This is a genomic window from Glycocaulis sp., assembly GCF_050485565.1.
GTDB lineage: Bacteria > Pseudomonadota > Alphaproteobacteria > Caulobacterales > Maricaulaceae > Glycocaulis.
Window position 1 is genome coordinate 231,645 of sequence record NZ_JBJHBQ010000002.1, and the last position, 19,994, is coordinate 251,638.

Annotated in this window: 23 protein-coding genes; 20 read left to right on the forward strand and 3 right to left on the reverse strand. The window is 63.8% G+C overall.

Translation table 11 applies throughout. The annotated features are described in order from the left end of the window. Nucleotides 1–45: 45 nt before the first annotated feature. The 5 genes from ACQ5ID_RS03285 to ACQ5ID_RS03305 are packed head-to-tail and all read left to right on the forward strand — an operon-like array spanning nucleotide 46 to nucleotide 4,058. Nucleotides 46–297, forward strand: a complete 252-nt coding sequence (locus tag ACQ5ID_RS03285; RefSeq protein ID WP_429911047.1) for an exodeoxyribonuclease VII small subunit — start codon at nucleotides 46–48, stop codon at nucleotides 295–297. After that, a complete protein-coding gene (locus ACQ5ID_RS03290; protein ID WP_429911048.1) occupies nucleotides 297–665 on the forward strand; it encodes a tRNA-binding protein in 369 nt (122 codons plus the stop codon). Before ACQ5ID_RS03285 ends, ACQ5ID_RS03290 begins: the two co-directional genes overlap by 1 nt. A gap of 46 nt (nucleotides 666–711) precedes the next feature. After that, a complete protein-coding gene (locus ACQ5ID_RS03295) occupies nucleotides 712–1,602 on the forward strand; it encodes a polyprenyl synthetase family protein (RefSeq protein WP_429911049.1) in 891 nt (296 codons plus the stop codon). A 58-nt stretch (nucleotides 1,603–1,660) separates the two neighbouring features. Further along, nucleotides 1,661–3,565, forward strand: coding sequence for a 1-deoxy-D-xylulose-5-phosphate synthase (gene dxs, locus ACQ5ID_RS03300; RefSeq protein WP_429911050.1), 1,905 nt, complete (start codon nucleotides 1,661–1,663; stop codon nucleotides 3,563–3,565). A gap of 37 nt (nucleotides 3,566–3,602) precedes the next feature. Continuing rightward, nucleotides 3,603–4,058 carry a cupin domain-containing protein gene (locus ACQ5ID_RS03305; RefSeq protein ID WP_429911051.1) on the forward strand — a complete coding sequence of 152 codons (456 nt, stop codon included), beginning with the start codon at nucleotides 3,603–3,605 and terminating at the stop codon, nucleotides 4,056–4,058. Nucleotides 4,059–4,572: 514 nt separating this feature from the next. Here ACQ5ID_RS03305 and ACQ5ID_RS03310 read toward each other — a convergent pair. After that, a complete protein-coding gene (locus ACQ5ID_RS03310; protein ID WP_429911052.1) occupies nucleotides 4,573–4,782 on the reverse strand; it encodes a cold-shock protein in 210 nt (69 codons plus the stop codon). Between the two features lie 305 nt (nucleotides 4,783–5,087). On the opposite strand from ACQ5ID_RS03310, the gene ACQ5ID_RS03315 reads away from it, so the two are divergent. From ACQ5ID_RS03315 to mnhG, 10 genes are all read left to right on the forward strand, one after another. Continuing rightward, entirely contained in the window at nucleotides 5,088–5,315 is a 228-nt protein-coding gene (locus ACQ5ID_RS03315; protein WP_429911053.1) for a hypothetical protein, read from the forward strand. Next, entirely contained in the window at nucleotides 5,312–5,599 is a 288-nt protein-coding gene (locus tag ACQ5ID_RS03320; protein ID WP_429911054.1) for a type II toxin-antitoxin system RelE/ParE family toxin, read from the forward strand. The genes ACQ5ID_RS03315 and ACQ5ID_RS03320 overlap by 4 nt, the downstream gene beginning before the upstream one ends. A 6-nt stretch (nucleotides 5,600–5,605) precedes the next feature. Beyond that, on the forward strand, nucleotides 5,606–6,328 hold the full coding sequence (locus ACQ5ID_RS03325; RefSeq protein WP_429911055.1) for a TlyA family RNA methyltransferase: 723 nt from the start codon (nucleotides 5,606–5,608) through the stop codon (nucleotides 6,326–6,328). A 109-nt stretch (nucleotides 6,329–6,437) separates the two neighbouring features. After that, nucleotides 6,438–8,750, forward strand: a complete 2,313-nt coding sequence (gene mbhE / locus ACQ5ID_RS03330; RefSeq protein ID WP_429911056.1) for a hydrogen gas-evolving membrane-bound hydrogenase subunit E — start codon at nucleotides 6,438–6,440, stop codon at nucleotides 8,748–8,750. A gap of 3 nt (nucleotides 8,751–8,753) precedes the next feature. Beyond that, a complete protein-coding gene (locus ACQ5ID_RS03335; RefSeq protein WP_429911057.1) occupies nucleotides 8,754–9,188 on the forward strand; it encodes an MnhB domain-containing protein in 435 nt (144 codons plus the stop codon). Then, complete coding sequence (locus ACQ5ID_RS03340) at nucleotides 9,185–9,583, forward strand: NADH-quinone oxidoreductase subunit K (protein WP_429911058.1); 399 nt, start codon at nucleotides 9,185–9,187, stop codon at nucleotides 9,581–9,583. Before ACQ5ID_RS03335 ends, ACQ5ID_RS03340 begins: the two co-directional genes overlap by 4 nt. Beyond that, on the forward strand, nucleotides 9,580–11,073 hold the full coding sequence (locus ACQ5ID_RS03345) for a proton-conducting transporter membrane subunit (protein ID WP_429911059.1): 1,494 nt from the start codon (nucleotides 9,580–9,582) through the stop codon (nucleotides 11,071–11,073). Before ACQ5ID_RS03340 ends, ACQ5ID_RS03345 begins: the two co-directional genes overlap by 4 nt. Further along, entirely contained in the window at nucleotides 11,070–11,414 is a 345-nt protein-coding gene (locus ACQ5ID_RS03350) for a Na+/H+ antiporter subunit E (protein WP_429911060.1), read from the forward strand. Before ACQ5ID_RS03345 ends, ACQ5ID_RS03350 begins: the two co-directional genes overlap by 4 nt. 9 nt (nucleotides 11,415–11,423) lie before the next feature. Beyond that, nucleotides 11,424–11,696, forward strand: coding sequence for a monovalent cation/H+ antiporter complex subunit F (locus ACQ5ID_RS03355; protein ID WP_371394680.1), 273 nt, complete (start codon nucleotides 11,424–11,426; stop codon nucleotides 11,694–11,696). After that, nucleotides 11,693–12,136, forward strand: a complete 444-nt coding sequence (mnhG, locus tag ACQ5ID_RS03360; RefSeq protein WP_429911061.1) for a monovalent cation/H(+) antiporter subunit G — start codon at nucleotides 11,693–11,695, stop codon at nucleotides 12,134–12,136. The genes ACQ5ID_RS03355 and mnhG overlap by 4 nt, the downstream gene beginning before the upstream one ends. Nucleotides 12,137–12,356: 220 nt before the next feature. Here the strand turns inward: mnhG and ACQ5ID_RS03365 are convergent, their stop codons facing one another. After that, a complete protein-coding gene (locus tag ACQ5ID_RS03365) occupies nucleotides 12,357–13,010 on the reverse strand; it encodes a hypothetical protein (RefSeq protein WP_429911062.1) in 654 nt (217 codons plus the stop codon). Between the two features lie 135 nt (nucleotides 13,011–13,145). Further along, entirely contained in the window at nucleotides 13,146–14,582 is a 1,437-nt protein-coding gene (locus ACQ5ID_RS03370; RefSeq protein ID WP_429911063.1) for a hypothetical protein, read from the reverse strand. A 162-nt stretch (nucleotides 14,583–14,744) separates the two neighbouring features. Between ACQ5ID_RS03370 and ACQ5ID_RS03375 the strand changes: the two genes are divergently transcribed. The 5 genes from ACQ5ID_RS03375 (at nucleotide 14,745) to ACQ5ID_RS03395 (ending at nucleotide 19,930) form a co-directional block, all read left to right on the forward strand. Further along, the gene (locus ACQ5ID_RS03375; protein WP_429911064.1) at nucleotides 14,745–16,058 is read left to right on the forward strand and encodes a class I SAM-dependent RNA methyltransferase; all 1,314 of its coding nucleotides are present in this window, start codon (nucleotides 14,745–14,747) and stop codon (nucleotides 16,056–16,058) included. Between the two features lie 379 nt (nucleotides 16,059–16,437). Further along, nucleotides 16,438–17,943, forward strand: coding sequence for a serine--tRNA ligase (serS, locus tag ACQ5ID_RS03380; RefSeq protein ID WP_429911065.1), 1,506 nt, complete (start codon nucleotides 16,438–16,440; stop codon nucleotides 17,941–17,943). Continuing rightward, a complete protein-coding gene (gene surE, locus ACQ5ID_RS03385; protein ID WP_429911066.1) occupies nucleotides 17,940–18,755 on the forward strand; it encodes a 5'/3'-nucleotidase SurE in 816 nt (271 codons plus the stop codon). The genes serS and surE overlap by 4 nt, the downstream gene beginning before the upstream one ends. Before the next feature lie 8 nt (nucleotides 18,756–18,763). Continuing rightward, on the forward strand, nucleotides 18,764–19,408 hold the full coding sequence (locus tag ACQ5ID_RS03390; protein ID WP_429911067.1) for a protein-L-isoaspartate(D-aspartate) O-methyltransferase: 645 nt from the start codon (nucleotides 18,764–18,766) through the stop codon (nucleotides 19,406–19,408). Nucleotides 19,409–19,501: 93 nt separating this feature from the next. Next, nucleotides 19,502–19,930, forward strand: coding sequence for a DUF6491 family protein (locus ACQ5ID_RS03395; protein ID WP_429911068.1), 429 nt, complete (start codon nucleotides 19,502–19,504; stop codon nucleotides 19,928–19,930). The last annotated feature ends 64 nt before the right edge of the window (nucleotides 19,931–19,994 follow it).

Sequence of the window (19,994 nt, forward strand, 5' to 3'; positions counted from 1 at the left end):
ATCTCGCCACTGGACGCGCGCCGCGCTGCTTGTCACTCTCGCGCCATGACCGACTCAGGCACCACCGATATCGCCAAGCTGAGCTTTGAAGCCGCGCTGAAGGAGCTGGAGGACATTGTCCAGCAGCTTGAGCGCGGGGATGTGGAGCTGGAGAAATCCATCGCCATGTATGAGCGCGGCGCGGCGCTGCGCGCCCATTGCGAGGCGCGCCTGAAAGATGCGCAGCTGAAAGTCGACAAGATCGTGCTGGGCGCGGACGGCAAGCCGGGGACCGAGCCTGCGGGCCTTGACGGCTGATGCGCGGGGCCGCCGACCCGCCTGCCAGTGAAATCAGCCCGGACGATTTCTTCGCCGCCGATATCCGCCTTGGCACGATCACGCGCGCCGAACCGTTCCCGGAGGCGCGAAAGCCCGCCTACAAGCTCTGGATCGATTTTGGTGAAGGGGTAGGCGAGAAGCGCTCTTCCGCGCAGATAACCGGGCTTTACGCGATTGACCAGCTGGTGGGCAGGCGCGTGCTGGCGGTGGTGAATTTTCCGCCGCGCCAGATCGGCCCTGTGCGCTCCGAAGTGCTGGTGCTGGGCGTGACGGACAGCGCGGGAAATGTGGTCTTGCTGGAGGTGCCAGAGCACGCCGATGTGGCCAACGGCGCTGGCGTCAGCTAGACCGGCATCGCACTGACCCCTCGCGCCCGGAGTTCACCTGACCACCATGGCCAGTTTTCAGGCCCAGCTTGAAGAATCTGCCGACCGCGTGACGGTGGCGCTGGACGCGCTGCTGGCGCGCGCTGACGGGCCTGAGGCGCGCCTGGCCTCGGCCATGCGCTATGCCGCTCTGGGGCCGGGCAAGCGTATCCGGCCTTTCCTCACGCTGGCGGCAGGGCGCATGCTGGGCGCGGATGAGCGCGGGCTCTTGCGTGCGGGCTGCGCAATCGAGTGCATTCACGCCTATTCGCTGATCCACGATGATCTGCCTGCCATGGATAATGACGATGTCCGGCGCGGACGTCCGACCGTGCATATCGCCTATGATGAGGCGACAGCGATCCTTGCCGGTGACGCGCTGCAATCGGCCGCTTTCGAGATCATGGCCGGCGCTGACACCCATCCCCATCCGAGCGTCCGTCTGGCGCTGGTGGAGGGGCTGGCAAAGGCCTCCGGCGCGCGCGGCATGGCCGGCGGGCAGATGATCGACATGCTCTCGCCGACGCGTGTAGGCGACGATATCGGCGTGCTGACGCGCCTGCACCGGATGAAGACCGGCGCGCTGATCAGTTTTTCGGTGGAGGCAGGCGCGGCGCTGGCCGAAGCCAGTAATGATGCGCGCCACGCGCTGGAAGGCTACGCCCATGATCTGGGGCTGATCTACCAGATCGTGGACGATCTTCTGGACGCTGAAGGGCTGCCCAGCATTGCGGGCAAGGCGGTCAACAAGGATGCCCGTCAGGGAAAAACCACATTTGTCACGATTCTGGGGGTGGACGGCGCGCGCGAACGGGCGCGTCATCTCGCCGCTCAGGCCAAGGAATACCTCGCACTCTTCGGCAGTTCTGCCAATATCCTCAAGAGTTGCGTCGACTTCGTTCTCGAACGGCGGTCCTGATCGCCGCAAACTGAGCCACCGGAACCGGCAAGAGGGCCGGACTGACGCTGGAGCCATTATGCCTGAGACGCCCAATCTGGACCGCATCGCCTCCCCGAAGGACCTTAAAGGCCTCGACAATGCGCAGCTGTGCGCGATTGCCGATGAGCTGCGCGCGGAGACGATTGATGCGGTGTCGGTAACGGGCGGGCATCTGGGCGCGGGGCTGGGCGTGGTCGAGCTTACCGTCGCGCTACACGCTGTATTCGATACGCCCAAAGACATCCTGATCTGGGATGTCGGCCATCAGTGCTATCCCCATAAAATTCTCACCGGGCGGCGCGACCGTATCCGCACGCTGCGCCAGGGCGGGGGGCTGTCCGGCTTCACCAAGCGTACCGAGAGCGAATACGACCCGTTCGGGGCCGCTCACGCCTCCACCTCCATTTCCGCCGCACTCGGCTTTTCGGTTGCCAGCGATCTCAAGGGTGAAAACCGCCATGTCGTCGCCGTGATCGGCGATGGCTCCATGTCGGCGGGCATGGCCTATGAGGCGATGAACAATGCCGGGGCGCTCGACAAGAATCTCATCGTCATCCTGAACGATAACGACATGTCCATCGCTCCGCCGGTCGGTGCGATGAGCCATTATTTCGCGCGCCTTGTCTCCTCCAAGGGCTATCGTTCGCTGAGGAAGATCGGCAAGGGCCTTGCCAAGGTGATCGGCGTGGAAGAAGCCGCGCGCCGGGCCGAGGAATATATGCGTGGCATGGCCGTGGGCGGCACGATGTTCGAGGAGATGGGCTTTCGCTATGTCGGGCCTATCGATGGCCATGACGTGGCGCAGCTCGTTGCGGTTCTGAAGAATGTGCGCGACGGGCAGGACGGACCGGTGCTGATCCACGCCGTCACGCATAAAGGCCATGGCTATGCGCCGGCAGAGGCCGCTGCCGACAAGTATCACGGCGTGTCGAAATTCAACGTCATCACCGGCGAGCAGGCCAAGTCCAAGCCCGCAGCGCCCAGCTATACCGGCGTCTTTGCCGAGGCGTTGATCCGCGAAGCCGAGGCCGACCCGTCAATCGTCGCCATTACCGCCGCCATGCCGAGCGGGACGGGGCTGGACAAGTTCGCCGCGCGCTTTCCGGACCGCTGCTTTGATGTCGGCATTGCCGAGCAGCATGCCGTCACGTTCGCGGCCGGGCTGGCGGCGGCGGGCATGAAGCCGTTTGCGGCGCTCTACTCCACCTTCCTGCAGCGCGCCTATGACAGCGTGGTCCACGATGTGGCCATCCAGAAACTGCCGGTGCGCTTTGCCATCGACCGGGCAGGGCTGGTCGGCGCAGACGGCTCCACCCATGCGGGCAGTTTTGATCTTGGCTATCTCGGCATGTTGCCGGGCATGGTCATCATGGCCGCTGCCGACGAGGCGGAGCTGGCGCGCATGGTGAAAACGGCCACGCTGATTGATGACGGCCCCAGCGCCTTCCGCTATCCGCGCGGCGAAGGCACGGGCGTGGAAATTCCCGCCAACCCGCAAGCGCTGGAGATCGGCAAGGGCCGTATCGTGCGCGAGGGCAGCGCGGTGGCGATCCTGTCGCTGGGCACGCGCCTGGAAGAGTCCCTCAAGGCCGCGGACGAGCTCGCCGCCCATGGCCTGTCGGCCACGGTGGCCGATGCCCGCTTTGCCAAGCCGCTCGATGAGGATCTGATCTTGCGCCTCGCGCGCGAACACGAAGTCCTCATCACCATCGAGGAAGGCGCGCGCGGCGGGTTTGGCGCGTTCGTGCTGCACATGCTGGCCGAAAAGGGCGTGCTCGATACCGGGCTGAAAATCCGCACCATGACCCTGCCGGACATGTTCCAGGAGCATGACAGCCCGGTGAAGCAGTATGACGAGGCGCGCCTGAATGCCCGCCACATCACCGCTACTGTGCTCGATGCTCTGGGGCGGTCCGAAGAGGCGGCCAAAGCGCTGGCGTGATAGGAGGGGGCGGTTCCATTGATCAAGGATTCGCCCCATGCCCTTCGCCAAGCCTTACCGCTCCATCTCCGAAGTTTCCGGTACACGCTATCCGCCGCCGCATGATGAGCCGGTAAAGCGCCGCGCCTGGCGCGCGCTGGGTGATGCGTTCGGGCTGACGCAGTTCGGCGTCAATCTGGTGCGGCTGGAGCCGGGGGTGTGGTCCTCCCAGCGCCACTGGCATGCGAAGGAGGACGAGTTCGTCTACGTCGTTTCCGGCCATCCCACCCTTGTCACCGATGCGGGCGAGGAGCGCCTGTCGCCCGGCGATTGCGCGGGCTTTCCTGCCGGCGTGAAGGACGGTCACCATCTGAAGAACGACAGTGACGGAATGGTGGAGTTTCTGGTCGTCGGCAGCCGCATCGCGGAAGATCACGGGGCGTATTCCGATATCGACATGGTCTTCCTGCCCGGACGGGGCGGCTATACCCGGAAGGACGGGACCTCTTTCTAGTTCCGCAACGCATCCCTTACTTCGTCATTCCAGAAGCCCGAAGGGCTATCTGGAACCCGGTGTTTATAAAAAGTCTGGGTTCCGGGTCTCGCTCATCGCTCGCCCGGAATGACGAAAAATGGGGCCGCGTTAAATTCGATAGGCTCAATCGTTGTCATGGCCCGGTTTATCCGGGCCACCCATGCCTGAGAGGGGCGAGCTAGCGGGGCCTATACAGGCCGCGTAGCGGCCTGAAAAGCGCGACCGCGCGCCCGCGACTGCTTGCCCCCGCGCAGGCGGGGGTTCGCGGAACATCGCAACGCGGATGCGTTGCGGAACCAAAAGAGGCATGGGTCCCCCGGACCTCGCTGGCGCTCGGCCGGAGGATGACACCGGGTCTACTACAGGCGGCGGCGTCCCTGTCCGGTGCAATTCACAAAAAAGAAAAACCCCTCCTGCCCGTCGGCAGAAGGGGTTTTCCCTGTCAGCATCGGCAAAGGCATGCGCCCCAGCCGGTGTGATCTCAAACTGTCAATCAGGCCGATTGCAGGTTGGTCGCAGAGAATTTGCCGCTCTTGGCGTCGCGCGCTTCCTCGTAGGAAATGCGCTGGCCTTCGTTGAGGGCGGGCATGCCTGCAGCTTCAACAGCCGTGGCGTGGACGAACACGTCCTTGCTGCCATCATCCGGTTGGATGAAGCCGTAGCCTTTGGTGGTGTTGAACCATTTTACAGTTCCCGTAGCCATGGGAGTATTCCTTGTAACAAGATATAACAAAGCGGCCTGTCGCACAGGCGCGCCAGCGGTATCGAAGAGAGGTAGAGGGAAGGGGGCGCCCGAAAGCGCGTAACCTGATCGTCGGCCAAAATTCGATGAAAGTTTATAGCGTGAATGCGCGGCAAAGGCAAGAAGAATTGGCGATAGAGAATACTTTGTGTTGAAATGAATGTACTTTTCATCAGTCTCTTTAGTTTTGTATTGTAGAATTGTTCAGTGCCAGCGCAGCCGAGGTGAGGCTTCCAGTGCGCCGCAATGCGCGGTATGCTCACCCTATGACAAAGCTCCTCGATCACGCAGTGAAAGTGGCCGGAACGCTTCCTGACGACGTTCAGGACGAGATTGCCCGCCTGATGCTGGCCCTTGCCGGTGATGACAAGGAGCCGGAGCCGGTTGATCCAGACCATCTCGACGCCGTGCTCGAAGGGCTGGAGCAGGCACGCGCCGGCAAATTTGCATCCCGCGCTGAAGTCGCAAGGACCTTAAGCCGGTTTGGCGAATGAAGGTTCGCTTCTCGCGGCGCGCGCTCGCCGATCTGGAGATGATTGCTGATTATCTGTTGCGTGAGAATCCGGATGCTGCCGGACGCGTAAGAGACTCCCTTCTTGAAGGCTGCGCTCTGGCTGCGCGTTTCCCGTCTGCCGGGCGGCAACAGAGCATTTCCGGAGTACGGCGGCTTGTTACGCGCCGGTTCGGCTACAGCATATATTATCTGCCCGATATTGATGCCGGCACACTGGCCATCTTGAGTATCCGCCATCCGCGCCGCGCGCCGGGACTGGAGTAGGGTCGCATGCGGGCAGATCTCCAGCTGGTCGCGCTTGGTCATTTCGACACCCGTGCGCGTGCGCAGGCAGCGATCAGGGCAGGGCGGGTGCGGGTGAATGGCGAGGTGCTGACCAAGCCCTCGCAGACGATCCCTCCGGGCGCGCAGATCGAGGCCGAGGCCGAACACCCTTTCGTCAGCCGGGCCGCGCTCAAGCTGGTGGCGGCGCTCGATGCGTTCGCGGTCAGCCCGCAGGAGCGCATCTGTCTGGATGTGGGCAGTTCCACCGGCGGTTTCAGCGAGCTTCTGCTGCAGCGCGGCGCGGCTCATGTTTATGCGGTCGATGTGGGCCGCGATCAGCTGCACCCGTCCTTGCGCGCCCATCCCCGCCTGACCAGCCTTGAAGGCACGGATGCGCGCGATCTGTCACCCGACCTGATACCAGAATCACCCTCGCTTATAGTATGCGATGCCAGCTTCATCGAGCTTGCCAAGCTGCTGGGTGTGCCCTTGTCACTGGCACTGGCTGACGCGGATTTGATCGCCCTTTTCAAGCCGCAGTTCGAGGTCGGCCGGGCCCATATCGGCAAGGGCGGAATTGTCAGTGACGAGGCAGCGGTCCAAACGGCGCTTAACGCCTTTGAGGACTGGCTGGAACGCGAAGGCTGGCCGGTGCGCGCGGCGATCCCCAGCCCGATTGCCGGCAGCGATGGAAACCGCGAGATTCTGGTATGGGCACGCCGCGCATAAAGCCCCACAAGCCGCGTGGTTCTTACAATTATCATTGACGCTGCATTGCAGTATTTGCTTAACACACCGCTCCTGTCTCGACTGTTTACCCCCAATTACCGGAGGCCCGATGTCGCCTGTCTGGTTCGTAATCATCGCGGGCGTGAGCGCGCTCATCGCTGCTCCCGTCACCCGCTTTACCGGGCGTCTTGCCGGGCCGTTGCTGGCATTGGTGCCGGCTTTCCTGTTCGTGTCGCTGCTGATGCAGCTGCCTGACCTTCCGGTCGGCACCGCCATATTGCAGACGATCGAATGGGTGCCCGCTTACGGCGTGTCGCTGGGCTTCCGGCTGGACGGGTTCTCCCTCCTGTTCTCGCTTCTGATTACCGGCATCGGCACGCTGGTGGTGATCTATGCGGGCAGCTATTTCAGCGATGATGCAAAGGACCGGGGCCGCTTCCTCGGCTTCATCCTGCTGTTCATGACGGCGATGCTCGGCACGGTGCTGGCCGATGATCTCATCATGCTTTTCATCTTCTGGGAGATGACGAGCCTGGTGTCCTACTTCCTGATCGGCTTCAAGCACGAGGACGCCAAGGCCCGCAAAGCCGCGCTGCAATCGCTCGTGGTCACGGCGGGCGGCGGGCTGGCGCTGCTGGGCGGCATCATCATTCTGGGCCTGACGGCCGGCACGTTCTCGCTGACGGAGATCACCGCGCAGGCGCCGCAGATTGCTGCCTCGCCCGCCTTCCCGGCGATTATCGTTCTGGTGCTGATCGGCTGTTTTACCAAGTCTGCCCAGTTCCCCTTCCATTTCTGGCTGCCCAACGCCATGGCCGCGCCGACCCCGGCGAGCGCCTATCTGCACTCGGCCACCATGGTGAAGCTCGGTGTCTATCTGCTGGCGCGTTTTGACACCGGGTTTGGCGAATACCTGATCTTCTACGGCCCGCTGATGGTGTTTGGCGGCATTACGATGCTGATCTCGGCCTATGCGGTGATGCGCTCCACCGGCTTCAAGGCGGTGCTGGCCTGGTCGACCGTGTGCTCGCTGGCCACGCTGGTCCTGCTGGTCGGTGTGCCGGGCGAGGCGGGCGTGAAGGCGATGGTCGGCTTCCTGATCGCGCACGCGCTCTACAAGGCCGCGCTCTTCTTCACCGCCGGTCAGGTGATCCATTCCACCCACCAGTACGAGCTGGCGCGTCTCGGCGGGCTGCGCTTCAAGCTGCCGATTACCGCGATTGCCAGCGTTCTGGCGGCGATTTCGATGGCGGGTGTGCCGTTCTTCCTTGGCTACAAGGCCAAGGATCTGTTCCTGACCGCCGCCTTCGAGGGCGGGAACTGGGGCATGTGGCTGACCTTCGTGGCGCTGGCCAGCTCTGCCGTGATGACGGCGGTGGCCGGTCTGGCGGCGCTCAAGCCCTTCTTCCTGAAACCGCCCTATGGCGAGGTGAAGCTCTATCACAAAGAGTATTACGGCATGGCCCTGCCACCGCTGACGCTCGGCCTGCTGGGGCTGGCCATTGGCGTCATGCCGACGCTGGCCTGGAACAGCATCCTCGTTCCGGCGATGAGCGCGCTTTATGGCGGCACGATCGTGCTCGAAGTTCACGCCGCGCCGACGCTGGGGCTGAAATTCCTCATCACGCTCGGCCTTCTGGCCGCTGGTGCGGCGCTGGTCTGGTTCTGGACGCGGCTCTACCGTGATCCTGACAATGTGAAGGCCAATGTGGTGTTTGCAGATCTTGGCTATAGCGCTGTCATGGGCTGGCTGGACCGGGCAGGGCAGGTTACGGCGCGCGCGCTGCAGACCCTGTCACTTCGCACCTATATCGCCATTACGCTCGGCGTCTCCACGCTGGCGCTTCTATTGTCGCTTGCCGGTTTCAGCGGCGACATGATCGCGGCGGCCGCTGCCGAGCCGATACGCCCCTATATGGCGATAGTGCTGGTTCTCACCGTGATCGGCTGCGCTGTTGCCGCGTTCGCGCGCTCGGTCCTGATCTCGATCCTGGGCGTCGGTATTGTCGGCTACACGATGGCGGTGGTGTTCCTGATGAACGGCGCGCCGGACGTGGCCTTCACCCAGTTCACCGTGGAAACGCTCTCCATTGTCATCCTGCTGGCCGTGCTGCTGCGCCTGTCGCTGCGGCCTGCGCCGCAGAAATCGCTGCTGAAACGGCCTATGGCGCTGGCGATTTCGGCCGGGTTCGGCGTGGCTTGCGGGCTTGGCGTACTGGCGATGAGCGTGCTGCCGTTTGACCGGCGCCTGTCGGAATTCTTCGGCGAGGCAAGCTATGTCGAGGCTCAGGGGCGCAATGTCGTCAACGTGATCCTCGTCGATTTCCGGGCGCTCGATACGCTGGGCGAGATTGCCGTGGTGGCCTTTGCCACGATGTGCGTCTGGGCACTTTTGCGCCGCCGCGTGAAGAAGGAGGGCTAGGCCGTGCAATCCGTCATTCTCAATGCGCTGGCGCGGATGTTCTTCGTCGCCATGCTGATCTTCTCGATCTTCATCCTCCTGCGCGGCCATGACGAGCCGGGCGGCGGCTTTATCGGCGGTCTGGCGGCGGCGGCGGCCTACACGGTCGTCACGCTGGCTTTCGGTGCCGCCAAGGCAGAGCGCTGGCTGATCCTGCACCCGGTCGTGCTGATGGGCGTGGGCCTGTTCTGCGCGATCCTGTCCGGCTTGCCGCCCCTGATCGGGGATTTCGGCGGCTTCCTCTACCATTTGTGGTGGGAGGGCGAGATCGGCTTCCTCCAGCTGAAACTCGGCACCACCCTGCTGTTTGATATCGGCGTCTATTTCGTCGTGGTCGGCGGGGTGCTCTCCATCCTTTTCCGCATGTATGAAACCGGCGCCGAGGAGGCGAGCGAATGACGCTTCTCTACGCTATTGCCGTAGCCGCCGTCATGGCGTCCGGCATCTATCTGATGCTCGACCGCAATGTGATCCGCATCGTGCTGGGCACGGCGCTGATCGCAACGGGCGTGAACCTGATCCTGTTCCTGGCCGGACGGCTGGGCGCAACCGACCCGGCCATCATCCAGGCGGGCAGCTATGCGCTGGGCGAAGGCGCGGCCAACCCGCTGCCGCAGGCACTTGTCCTGACCGCTATCGTGATCGGCTTTGCGCTGCTGGCGCTGGCGGCCATCGTCGCCTACGAGGCAACGCGCGCACTTGGCACGGTGAACGCTGACGAGATGAATGCCGCGCGCGATCTGGGCGATCCGTTCAAGGGTGAGGCCGGTGAGGGGAGCTCGGCGGGCAAATGAGCACTGATCTTCTTGTCTCCCTGCCCATAGTCCTGCCGCTGACCATGGCGGGCTTTTGCGCGGTCTTCTGGCTGCGCCCGGACTGGCAGCGCTGGGTCACGGTCATCGGCATGGGCCTCATGGCGGCTGCGGGTATCGCGCTGCTGCTGGCAGTGCGTGATGGCGGCGTATTGTCCTCCCAGCCGGGCAACTGGCCTGCGCCGTTCGGGATTGCGATTGTCGCAGATCCGCTGTCTGCGCTGGCGATAGCGGCGGCGGGTCTCGTTGCCTTTGCCGCCTCTGTCTACGCCTTCCGGGGTGTGGACCAGAACGCGCTGCATGGCGGCTTCTTCCCGCTTTTCTGCGGCCTGATGGTGGGCGTGAACGGCTCCTTCCTCACCGGCGACATTTTCAATCTCTATGTCTGGTTCGAGGTGCTGCTGGTCTGCGCCATCGGCCTGCTGGTCGTGCACCGCGCCGGGGTCAATCTGGACGCGGCGGTGAAATATGCGGCGCTGAACCTGTTTGGCACGATCCTGTTCCTGACCGGCGTGGCCTTCCTCTATGGCGCAGCCGGCACGCTGAACTTTGCCGATTTGGCGCGCATCGTGCCGGAGATGGAGCCGTCGGCGGGCCTTACCTTCGCGCTCGTCCTCTTCCTGCTGGCGTTTGGCGTAAAGGCAGCGGCCTTCCCGCTCTTCTTCTGGCTGCCGATTGCCTACCATACCGCTCCGCCGGTTGTGTCGGCGCTCTTTGGCGCGCTGCTGACCAAGGTTGGCATCTATGCCGCCATGCGTGTCTTCATGCTGCTGTTTGAAGGCACGACGGGGATGATCGGCGAGATCGTCGTCTGGGTGGCGGCGATCACGATGGTAACGGGCGCAGTGGCCGCGCTGATCCAGACCGATCTGCGCCGCATGTTCGCCTTCCTGATCGTGTCGGGCATGGGCTATCTGATGATGGGTCTGGCGCTTTCGACGCCCGAGGGCCTTGGCGCGGCGAGCTTCTATCTCATTCACGATATCATCTTGAAAGGCGCGGTCTTCCTGCTGGCGGGCGTGATTGCCGTCGCGGCCGGATCGTCAGACCTGACGAAAATCGGCGGGCTCATCCGCACTCATCCCGCGCTGGCGGTGATCTTCCTCGGTGCGGGCCTGTCACTGGCCGGCCTGCCGCCCTTCTCCGGCTTCTGGGCCAAGGTGCTGGTGGCGGACGCCGCGTTTGACGCGGCCAGGCCCATTCTTGGGGGCATTGCGCTCGGCACCGGTCTCATCAGCCTGATGTGTGTGGCGAAAATCTGGATGGAAGCGTTCTGGAAGGCCGCGCCTGAGGGTATGCGCGCGACCGCGCGTCTGCCCATGGTTATGGTGGTTCCGGCGACCGCGCTGGTGCTGGTCAGCCTGGTCATCGGCCTTTATGCCGATCCGCTGATGGAGCTGACGCAGGCCGCCGGTGCGGGTCTTGCTGATCCGGCCGCCTATATCGAAGCCGTGATGGGGACAGGCCAATGAACCCGCTTCGTCTGATCGCAAAACTGGGGATATGGGCGCAGCTCGGCGTCATCTTCCTCATCGAGCTGTTCAAGTCGTCGTTTGCTGTGGCCTGGGCGGTCATCAATCCGTCCATCAGGCTGAACCCGGCCATCATTGCGGTGCCGCTTGATCTGAAGACGGACATCCATATCGCGACGCTGGCCAATCTGGTCTCGCTGACCCCCGGTACGACGTCCCTGCATGTCTCCGAGGACCGCAAGACGCTCTACGTCCATGCGCTGGACTGCGCGGACGAGCAGGCGACGATCAACGGCATCAAGACCACGTTTGAAAGCATTCTCATCCGGTCGGAGGCGTAGGGCATAGCCATGATACCTGATCTTCTCTCGACCTATCTGCTCGTTGGCCTGGTGCTCGGCCTTCTGCTGACCGGCATCCGCCTTGTCATCGGGCCGGGGCTTGCAGACCGCTTCGTGGCGCTGGACATGATGACGGTGCTGGCCATCGGCATCACTGCCCTGACCACGCTTGTCACCGGGCGCAAGGAATTTCTCGATATCGGACTTGGCCTTGCCGTTACCGGCTTTATCGCCACGGTGGCGCTGGCCGTGTTCCTTGAGCGCAAGGAGACCGATCAATGATCCGCGAGATTATCGGCGCCGTCCTGATGCTGGGCGGCATGTTCTTCCTGATCGTGGCCGCGATTGGCGTGTTCCGCCTGCCTGATCCCTTCCTGCGCCTTCACGCCTCCACCAAGGCCGGTACGCTGGGTGCGGGCCTGCTCGTCGCGGGCGTTGCCACCTCCTACACGGACGAAAATCTGGGTCTGACCGCCTTCGTGATCATTATCTTCCTGCTGGCGACCCTGCCGGTGGCCGGGCATTTGCTCGGCCGGGCGACCTATGTGTCCGGCGCGGACTTCGTGATGAAGGAGGGCAATGACGGGCTCAAGGGCGTGCTGCCGCGCGCAGAAGCCTCTCTGGAGGCGCGCCTTGCCGGGCGTAGCGCTGATCCGGCCCTGCCATCGCCGGAGAAGCAGAAGGAAAGGGCCGAGAAGGCCAGGGTGAAAACCAAGGAATAGAAAAAGGGCGGCTCATCGGAGCCGCCCTTTTTTAGTGATGCTCCGGGGCCTCCGCCCCGTCGCTCCTCGCATGGGCTCGGGCGCGCAGTCGCGCTTGCGGCGCTGCGCGCCGGGGAGCCAGTCTGGCCCGGCTTAGGGGCCGCAAGGCCGAACGCGACTGCCTGTGCCCGCGCAGGCGGGTATTCGCGGAACATCGCAACGCGGATGCGTTGCGGACAACTTAGTTAGACGGACGCCACACCCCGTCCGGGCCCTGACAGACCCATTCATACCGGCCGGTGATCTGCACCTGGCGGCAATTCTGGTTCACCTGCTGGGCCGGGTAGTGCGGCTGGGTGCCGTGGGGCTGGTAGGCATAGGGGTCATAGCCCGGACCGCCGGCCAGTTGGGTGTTATCGTGATAGCCGTAATTGTCGTAATACGGGTCGTAGCCCTGCTGGCTGTAACCGTATTGCTGCTGGTAACCCACTTGCGGGCGCGGACCGCCGGGCAGATGGTCACAGCGGCTGCCGACACTGCCCATCGCGCCGCCTGCCAGCGCGCCAAGGCCCGCACCGGCGATCACGGCACCATCATTGGACCGGCGCTGATAGGGCTCGACATAGCCGCGCCCGCGGTGACCGCGCCAGCCACGATGATTGTGGGCCTGGTTCTGGTAGTGGCGGTCGCGCCGTGCCGATTCGTTGGAATTATGGATCTGCGCGCCAAGCACTGCGCCCAGAAGGCCGCCGACCACGGCGCCTGTCACCTGCTGATTGCGCTGCTGGGAGATACATTCAGCATAGGTCTGCTGTGCCTGCGCGGCGGGAGCGAGAGCCAGCGGGGCCGCAAGCGCTGCGGCAACAATGGCCGAACTCTTCAGAACATGTTTCATCGCAAGGGGCTCCTTTCGTGCCTGGTCCTTGAATATGGGCCTACCCTGCCAGACCGGCGATGAGCGCAACATGAACGAAAACCGCCCCCCGGAAGTTTCCGGAGGGCGGTTTTGCGTCGTCCCGGATCGCGAAGGTTACTGAACCCGTGCGACCTGCCAGTAGCCGTGCTGGTCCTGACACATGCGCACGCGGTCATAGGCGACCTCGCCATTGGGCAGGAAGATTTCCGCATCGCCCCAGCGGCAGCGCTGATTGCTCCAAGTGTGGAAGTCGCGGGCGTAGACGACACCGCGCACACCTGAATACGGGTTGTGCCAGTAATACGGGTTGCCCGTGGAGAAGGCGTAGTGCGTGGCGTAGTGATACTGGCCACGGTCGCAATTGCTCAGGGCTGCCCCTAGCGTGCCACCGATCAGGCCGCCGGCCAGAAGCGCGCCGGCATCACCGTCGGAGATGGCAGCGCCCAGAAGGGCACCGACCAGCGCGCCAGCGGCAACATTGCCACCGCTCGGGCGGCACAGCCCGTCCGTGTAGTAGAAATTGTGGCGGGCATAGCTGGAATGCCAGCGCGGGTGATAGGTCCAGCCGGAATAATGATGGACATGGTGGTGGACGATGCGCACGGGCGGCGTCCAGCGCACATTCCGGCGGCCATACCGGTTCACATAGTAATGGTTGTGGTAGACCACGGGCGCGCGCACCGCATTCGAGCGGGAATAGCGCACGTTATAGTGCTGGTGGCGGTAGTTGGGCCGCGATTGTTGCGGACGGTTTTGCCACTGGCCTTGCGGGCGCCCTTGCGGCCGTGCACTGCCCTGCGGACGGTTTTGCCACTGGCCTTGCGGCCGGCTTTGGCGTTGGGCCTGTCTGCGGTCCTGCCAGTCGCGGCGGTCGGGGCGGCCTTGCGGGCGGCTTTGCTGGCTCTGGCCGCGCTGTGCCTGCTGGCGGCGCTGCTCGAACTGGGCGCGGCGGTCGCTATCACCGCGCCGGCCCTGCCATTGCTGGCGTTGCGCCTGCTGCCGGGCAGCCGGGCGCTGGGGTGCAGAGCTTCGCTGCGGAGCCGACTGTGTGGCCGGTCGACTAGCCGGACGGCTGGCCTGCGCGTCACGCCGGGGCGCAGGCTGTGTAGTGCTCGAGGTCCGGCTGGGTGCAGGCTGGCCAGTGGCCATATTGCGTCCGCGGGGTGCAGACTGGCGCAGTTCAGATTCGGAGACTATTGGACGGCTGGGGGCAGGCCGGGACGGACGGCTGGGCGTGGACTGCGGCCGTTGCTGAGGCGCGGATTGGCGCGATTGCTGGCGGCCCTGCCAGTTGCTCTCGCGGCCACCGCCACCACGCTGGCCACGGCTCTCGCTGCCGCCACGCTGGCCACGGCTTTCCTGACCACCACCGCGGCGTCCGCCGCGGCTCTCCTGACCGCCCCGGCGGCCGTCGCGTTGCTGGGCTTCGGTTGAAAGATCCAGAGCGACGGCAGCTTCCGCCGATGGAACAAATGGCAGCTCGCCGGGCGCAGCGAAAGCGGTCATCAGTGCAATCGCTGCTACCGAGACAGTCAGTTTTCCGGTCGCCATCGGGCTTCCTCCTTGGTTTCAAGAGGCCATAATCGGGCAATTAACCAGACGGTAACAATAGCTAGCTGAGCCGGACATGAACGATTGCTTCAGGTTTGTCCGGCGCGCGAATTACCGCATGACGCTTGACGATACAGCCCTTACAGGGGCAAACGCACCGCCATGAAGCGCCGTTCCCGTTCATCTTCGCCCGGCAGGGCCGTGCCTGAACGCACGCTGCGCGTGACCGCCCGTGCCATAGGTGCGCGCGGTGATTCCATCTGCCCTGATCCGGAAACTGGCGGATCGGTATTCGTACCCGGCCTTCTGCCCAAAGAGACCGCTGATATCGTGGCGCGCGGCGAACGCGGGAGGATACGCGAACGTCTGACCACTTCCCATGAACGCATTGAACCTTTCTGTTCCGTCGCAGAAAAATGCGGAGGCTGTTCGCTCCAGCACTGGCAGGGTGATGCCTATCGCGCGTGGAAGCGTGATCTGGTCGCCGATGCGCTGGAGCGCGAGGGGGTGGCAGCTGAGCTATTACCGCTCGTCGATGCGGGCGGTGCGGGCCGGCGCAGGGTGGCGCTGCACGCGCGCAAGATGGGTACGCGCCTGCTGCTGGGGTTCACCGAGCGGGCAGGGCAGGCCATCGCCGACACGAATGATTGCCCGATAGCCGAGGCGCGTATCCGCAAAGCCTTCCCGGCCTTGCGCGAACTGGCCATGGCCGTTCTCACACCAAAGTTCGACACCGCGACGATCTCCGTCACCGCAACCGATCCGGGCCTGGACGTGCATGTGGCGCGCAAAGGCCCGGTCACGCTGGATGACCGGCTGACGGGCGGGGAGCTGCTGGCGCGCGAGGGCTGGGCGCGCCTGACCATTGGCAGTGAACTCATCGCGGAAGGCACGCCGCCCGTCGTGCGCTTTGGCAGCGCCAAGGTGGCCCCTCCGCCCGGCGGCTTCCTGCAGGCGACCGATGCGGGCGAGGCAGCGCTGGCCGCTATCGTCATGGACGCGCTCAAAACCGCCCTCAAGGCCGCACCGAAAGAGGCCAGGGGCGTGATCGATCTTTATGCGGGGTCGGGTGCTTTTGCGCTGCGCATGGCGTCTCTGGCACCTGTGAGGGCCGTGGAGGGGGAGGCTGCGCCGCTGGCCGCACTGGACCATGCTGCGCGCCATACGCCGGGTCTGAAGCCTGTGAGCGTCCTGCAGCGCGACCTTGCGCTGGAACCGCTTTCCATCCGCGAGCTGACCGGCGCAGCGTTTGCCGTGGTCGATCCGCCGCGCGCTGGGGCGAAAGAGCAGATGGAGCTGCTCGCCGGATCCGGCATACCGGTCATCGTTTCGATCAGCTGCAACCCGGCGACGTTTGCGCGCGATGCCGCCATCCTCACGCGCGCCGGATACCGCATGGGGCCTGTCACGCCCGTGGACCAGTTCGTCCACACCGCCCATGTGGAATGCGCCGCCGTGTTCACGAAGGGCGCGTAGCCTTCTTTCTTTTGATCGGGCGTCGCGCTTTTCAGGCCGCTAAGCGGCCTGTTGGCTTTGAGTACAACTCACCACGCGTTTCACCGGCGTAAGCCGGTGCCCAGTCCTTTTCTGGGTCCCGGCTTGCGCCGGGAAAACGCCTGATAATGTTGTCCTCCCCCGTTTACGGGGGAGGTGTCTGGCTTGCCAGACGGAGGGGGGAACTTTCTTGCAATCCCCCCTCGGCCCTTCGGGCCACTCCCCCCGTAAACGGGGGGAGAAACCATCGGCATCGGATTGCCGTAATAGCGTAAACCTCACCCCCACCGCCAAAGCCCGGTGGACGTGTGCGGCGGGCGGGGCTATCACGCGGGCCTAACTTTTCGGCGGGCCAAATCCCATGCACGACATACGTTTCATTCGCGAAAACCCGGACGTCTTCGACGCCGCCATGAAAAAGCGCGGGCGCGGGCCGGAGGCATCCCGCCTGCTGGAGCTGGATACCAAGCGCCGCGAAGCGACCGCGCGCCTGCAGGAGATCGAGACCGAGCGCAATACGAAGTCCAAACTGATCGGGCAGGCCAAAGCCAAGGGCGATGACGCGCTGTTCAATCAGCTGCGCGCCGAAGTGGATGCTCTGAAAGGTCAGATGGACGAGGCGGACGCCGCCCAGAAAGCCGCTGATGAAGCGCTGCGCACAGAACTCGCTTCGCTACCCAACATGCCGTTCGAGGATGTGCCCGAAGGCGCGGACGAGAACGACAACGAGGAAGTGCGCGGCTGGGGCGAGCCGAGAGGGCTTGGCTTTGAACCCAAAGACCATGTCGCCATCGGTGAGGGGCTGGGCGGGCTCGATTTCGAGGCCGCTGCCGCCATGTCCGGCGCGCGCTTTGCGGTGCTGAAAGGCCAGCTTGCCCGGCTGGAGCGCGCGCTCGCGGCCTTCATGCTGGACATGCACACCAATGAGCATGGCTATTCGGAAACGAGCGTACCGCTGCTGGTGCGCGATGAAGCGCTGTTCGGGACCGGGCAACTGCCGAAGTTTGAAGATGATCTCTTCAAACTGCCGTTTGCTGACAGGGAGCAATTAATTTCGGAGTTCAGAGCGCACGTTGATCAGGTAAAGGGTGAGGAAATTCCGAAATACGTCAATCAAGCTATAGCATATTTGAAGCATCAGGATGCCGCTGTAAATCCAACCCATTTTATAGAGGGCATCGCTGAGCAGGCAGCAGACATTATATTGAGTAGTGTGGTTGAGAGGTTTAGTTCAAAGTTTGACATCTCGAATTATGTTCGACCGATGTACCTCATCCCCACCGCTGAAGTCTCGCTGACCAACCTCGTGCGCGACGCCATCCATGCCGAGAGCGCCTTCCCGATGCGGCTGACGGCGCATACGCCGTGTTTCCGCTCTGAAGCAGGCGCGGCGGGGCGTGATACGCGCGGGCTGATGCGCATGCACCAGTTCTACAAGGTGGAGCTGGTCTCCATCGTGAAGCCCGAAGAGAGCGAAGAGGAGCTGGAGCGGATGACGGGCTGCGCCGAGGCCGTGCTGCGCGCTCTGGAGCTGCCCTATCGCGTCATGCTGCTGTGTGCGGGCGATATGGGGTTTGGCGCGCGCAAGACCTACGATCTTGAGGTCTGGCTGCCGAGCCAGAACACCTATCGCGAGATTTCCTCGTGCTCGAACTGTGGCGACTTCCAGGCCCGGCGCATGGAGGCCCGCTTCAAGCGTGAGGGCGAGAAGAAGCCGGAATATCTCCATACGCTCAATGGCTCCGGCGTGGCCGTCGGCCGCGCGCTGCTGGCCGTGCTGGAGAACCACCAGAATGCAGACGGCTCGGTCACCATACCGGCCGCGCTGCGCCCCTATATGGGTGGTATCGAGGTGCTGCGCGCATGAGCAAGCTCTTTACCGGCAGCAATCCGCGGATCCTGATTACCAATGATGACGGCATCCGCGCGCCGGGCCTGAAAGTCCTGCGTGCGATTGCCGAATCCATCTCTGACGATGTCTGGGTGGTCGCGCCCGCAGAGGAACAGTCCGGCATGAGCCGGGCGCTGTCGCTGAACTCGCCCTTGCGCGCGCGCCGCGTCGCCGACAAGCGCTATGCGGTCACCGGCACGCCGGCAGACTGCGTGCTGATGGCGATCAATGACATCGTCGAGGGCAAGGAGCCTGATCTGGTGCTGTCAGGCGTCAATCGGGGCCAGAACATCGCCGAGGACGTGACGGTTTCCGGCACGGTGGCCGGCGCGATGCAGGGCCGCCAGATGGGCATTCCCTCGATTGCCTTCTCGCAGGCTTATGGCTTTAGCGGGCGCGACACGATCAAGTGGCAGACGGCCAGCGCGTTCGGCCCCATCATCCTGAAAAAGCTGCTTGAAGAGCGCTGGTCGGAAAATGTCGTGATGAACGTCAATTTCCCGGACCGTGAGCCGGAAGACGTGCACGAGATAGAGGTCACGGTGCAGGGCATGCGTGACCAGCACAATATCAAGACCGTGCGCCGCGAGGATTTGCGCGGTCAGGCCTATTACTGGATCGGGTTTGAGGGGCGTCCCTCCACTCCGGCGGTCGGCACCGATTTGCGCGCCATCTATGAGGGCCGGATTTCCGTCACGCCGCTGCACCTTGATCTGACCCATCACGAGACGCGAGACCGGCTGGCCGATCATCTGGCCGGTCCGGTGGATGCGCCGGCTGAAAGCTGAAGGCGGCGATGAGCGGGGGCTTTGACACGCGCGTTATCGAGCTGGTCATGGCGCTTCGCAATGCCGGTATCCGCGACAAGGCGGTGCTGGCGGCGATAGAGCGCACGCCGCGCGATCTGTTCGTACCCGAAAACTTTGCTGACCACGCGTTTGAAAACCGCCCCTTGCCGATTGATTGCGGCCAGACCATTTCCCAGCCGCTCATCGTGGCGCTGATGACGCAGGCGCTGGAGGTCACCGACCGCTGCAAGGTGCTCGAAGTCGGCACGGGCTCGGGCTATCAGGCCGCCGTGCTGGCAAGGCTGTGCCGCCGCGTATACACGATCGAACGCTACCGCACACTGTCCCTCGAAGCCATCAAGCGCTTTGAAGGCTTGCGCCTGACCAATATCGTGACGCGCATTGGCGATGGCACGAAGGGCTGGCCCGAACAGGCACCCTTTGACCGCATCATCATCACGGCGGCTGCACCCTCGCGTCCTGACGCCATTCTGGCCCAGCTACGCGAGGGCGGTGTGTGCGTGGCCCCGGTGGAGAACGGACCCGTTCAGACCCTCTACCGCTACCGCCCGGAAGACGGTGAAATCAGCGAGGAGGCACTGCTGGATGTGCGCTTTGTACCGCTGGTGGAGGGCGTGGCGCGCTCCCTCTGACATGCAAACGTGATTGGACGTCAGCTTGACCTTCCGGCGGGACGCTTCATCCTTGGCGCAGGGACTGGATGGCCTTCCAAGGGAGATATCCGCATGAAACCTCGTCACTTTTTCACCGGACTTACCGCTGCGGCAGCGGCGTTCGGTATGGCTTCGGCCGTATCGGCACAGGACATGACCGAGTCTGCGGCAGAGCGCCTGGCCCAGTTTGAGCGCACCGGAGACACCCGCTCTTGCATCAGCCTGTCGCAGCTGCGTTCGATCCAGCCGCTCGATGATCATCATTTCCTCGTCGAATTGCGTAATCGGGACATGTATCTGAATGTCGTGAGAGGCCGCTGCAGCGGCGCGGCCCGGACGAGCACCTATCTGCAATACTCCACGTCCGGCACGCAGTTCTGCCGGGGTGAAGTCATCAGGGTTGTCGATAGTGGTCCGGCCAGCATGCTGGTTGGCAGCTGCGGCCTGGGTGAATTCGAGCGCCTTTCGCCAGCCGATGGCGATGCCAGCGCGTCGCGCTGACCCTTGCTCGTGTAGCTAACGCGTGATTAACGCTCCCGCGCCATGATGCCTGTCCGTACCCTTC

Excerpts from the sequence above, each read along its gene's own strand:
- ACQ5ID_RS03315 (WP_429911053.1), top strand. The coding sequence starts at position 5,088 with ATGACAAAGCTCCTCGATCACGCAGTGAAAGTGGCCGGAACGCTTCCT.
- ACQ5ID_RS03325 (WP_429911055.1), top strand. The coding sequence starts at position 5,606 with ATGCGGGCAGATCTCCAGCTGGTCGCGCTTGGTCATTTCGACACCCGT.
- ACQ5ID_RS03350 (WP_429911060.1), top strand. The coding sequence starts at position 11,070 with ATGAACCCGCTTCGTCTGATCGCAAAACTGGGGATATGGGCGCAGCTC.
- serS (WP_429911065.1), top strand. The coding sequence starts at position 16,438 with ATGCACGACATACGTTTCATTCGCGAAAACCCGGACGTCTTCGACGCC.
- ACQ5ID_RS03305 (WP_429911051.1), top strand. The coding sequence starts at position 3,603 with ATGCCCTTCGCCAAGCCTTACCGCTCCATCTCCGAAGTTTCCGGTACA.
- ACQ5ID_RS03290 (WP_429911048.1), top strand. The coding sequence starts at position 297 with ATGCGCGGGGCCGCCGACCCGCCTGCCAGTGAAATCAGCCCGGACGAT.
- mnhG (WP_429911061.1), top strand. The coding sequence starts at position 11,693 with ATGATCCGCGAGATTATCGGCGCCGTCCTGATGCTGGGCGGCATGTTC.
- ACQ5ID_RS03285 (WP_429911047.1), top strand. The coding sequence starts at position 46 with ATGACCGACTCAGGCACCACCGATATCGCCAAGCTGAGCTTTGAAGCC.
- ACQ5ID_RS03295 (WP_429911049.1), top strand. The coding sequence starts at position 712 with ATGGCCAGTTTTCAGGCCCAGCTTGAAGAATCTGCCGACCGCGTGACG.
- ACQ5ID_RS03355 (WP_371394680.1), top strand. The coding sequence starts at position 11,424 with ATGATACCTGATCTTCTCTCGACCTATCTGCTCGTTGGCCTGGTGCTC.
- ACQ5ID_RS03395 (WP_429911068.1), top strand. The coding sequence starts at position 19,502 with ATGAAACCTCGTCACTTTTTCACCGGACTTACCGCTGCGGCAGCGGCG.
- ACQ5ID_RS03320 (WP_429911054.1), top strand. The coding sequence starts at position 5,312 with ATGAAGGTTCGCTTCTCGCGGCGCGCGCTCGCCGATCTGGAGATGATT.
- ACQ5ID_RS03365 (WP_429911062.1), bottom strand. The coding sequence starts at position 13,010 with ATGAAACATGTTCTGAAGAGTTCGGCCATTGTTGCCGCAGCGCTTGCG.
- ACQ5ID_RS03310 (WP_429911052.1), bottom strand. The coding sequence starts at position 4,782 with ATGGCTACGGGAACTGTAAAATGGTTCAACACCACCAAAGGCTACGGC.
- ACQ5ID_RS03375 (WP_429911064.1), top strand. The coding sequence starts at position 14,745 with ATGAAGCGCCGTTCCCGTTCATCTTCGCCCGGCAGGGCCGTGCCTGAA.
- ACQ5ID_RS03390 (WP_429911067.1), top strand. The coding sequence starts at position 18,764 with ATGAGCGGGGGCTTTGACACGCGCGTTATCGAGCTGGTCATGGCGCTT.
- ACQ5ID_RS03370 (WP_429911063.1), bottom strand. The coding sequence starts at position 14,582 with ATGGCGACCGGAAAACTGACTGTCTCGGTAGCAGCGATTGCACTGATG.
- dxs (WP_429911050.1), top strand. The coding sequence starts at position 1,661 with ATGCCTGAGACGCCCAATCTGGACCGCATCGCCTCCCCGAAGGACCTT.
- ACQ5ID_RS03345 (WP_429911059.1), top strand. The coding sequence starts at position 9,580 with ATGAGCACTGATCTTCTTGTCTCCCTGCCCATAGTCCTGCCGCTGACC.
- ACQ5ID_RS03340 (WP_429911058.1), top strand. The coding sequence starts at position 9,185 with ATGACGCTTCTCTACGCTATTGCCGTAGCCGCCGTCATGGCGTCCGGC.
- mbhE (WP_429911056.1), top strand. The coding sequence starts at position 6,438 with ATGTCGCCTGTCTGGTTCGTAATCATCGCGGGCGTGAGCGCGCTCATC.
- surE (WP_429911066.1), top strand. The coding sequence starts at position 17,940 with ATGAGCAAGCTCTTTACCGGCAGCAATCCGCGGATCCTGATTACCAAT.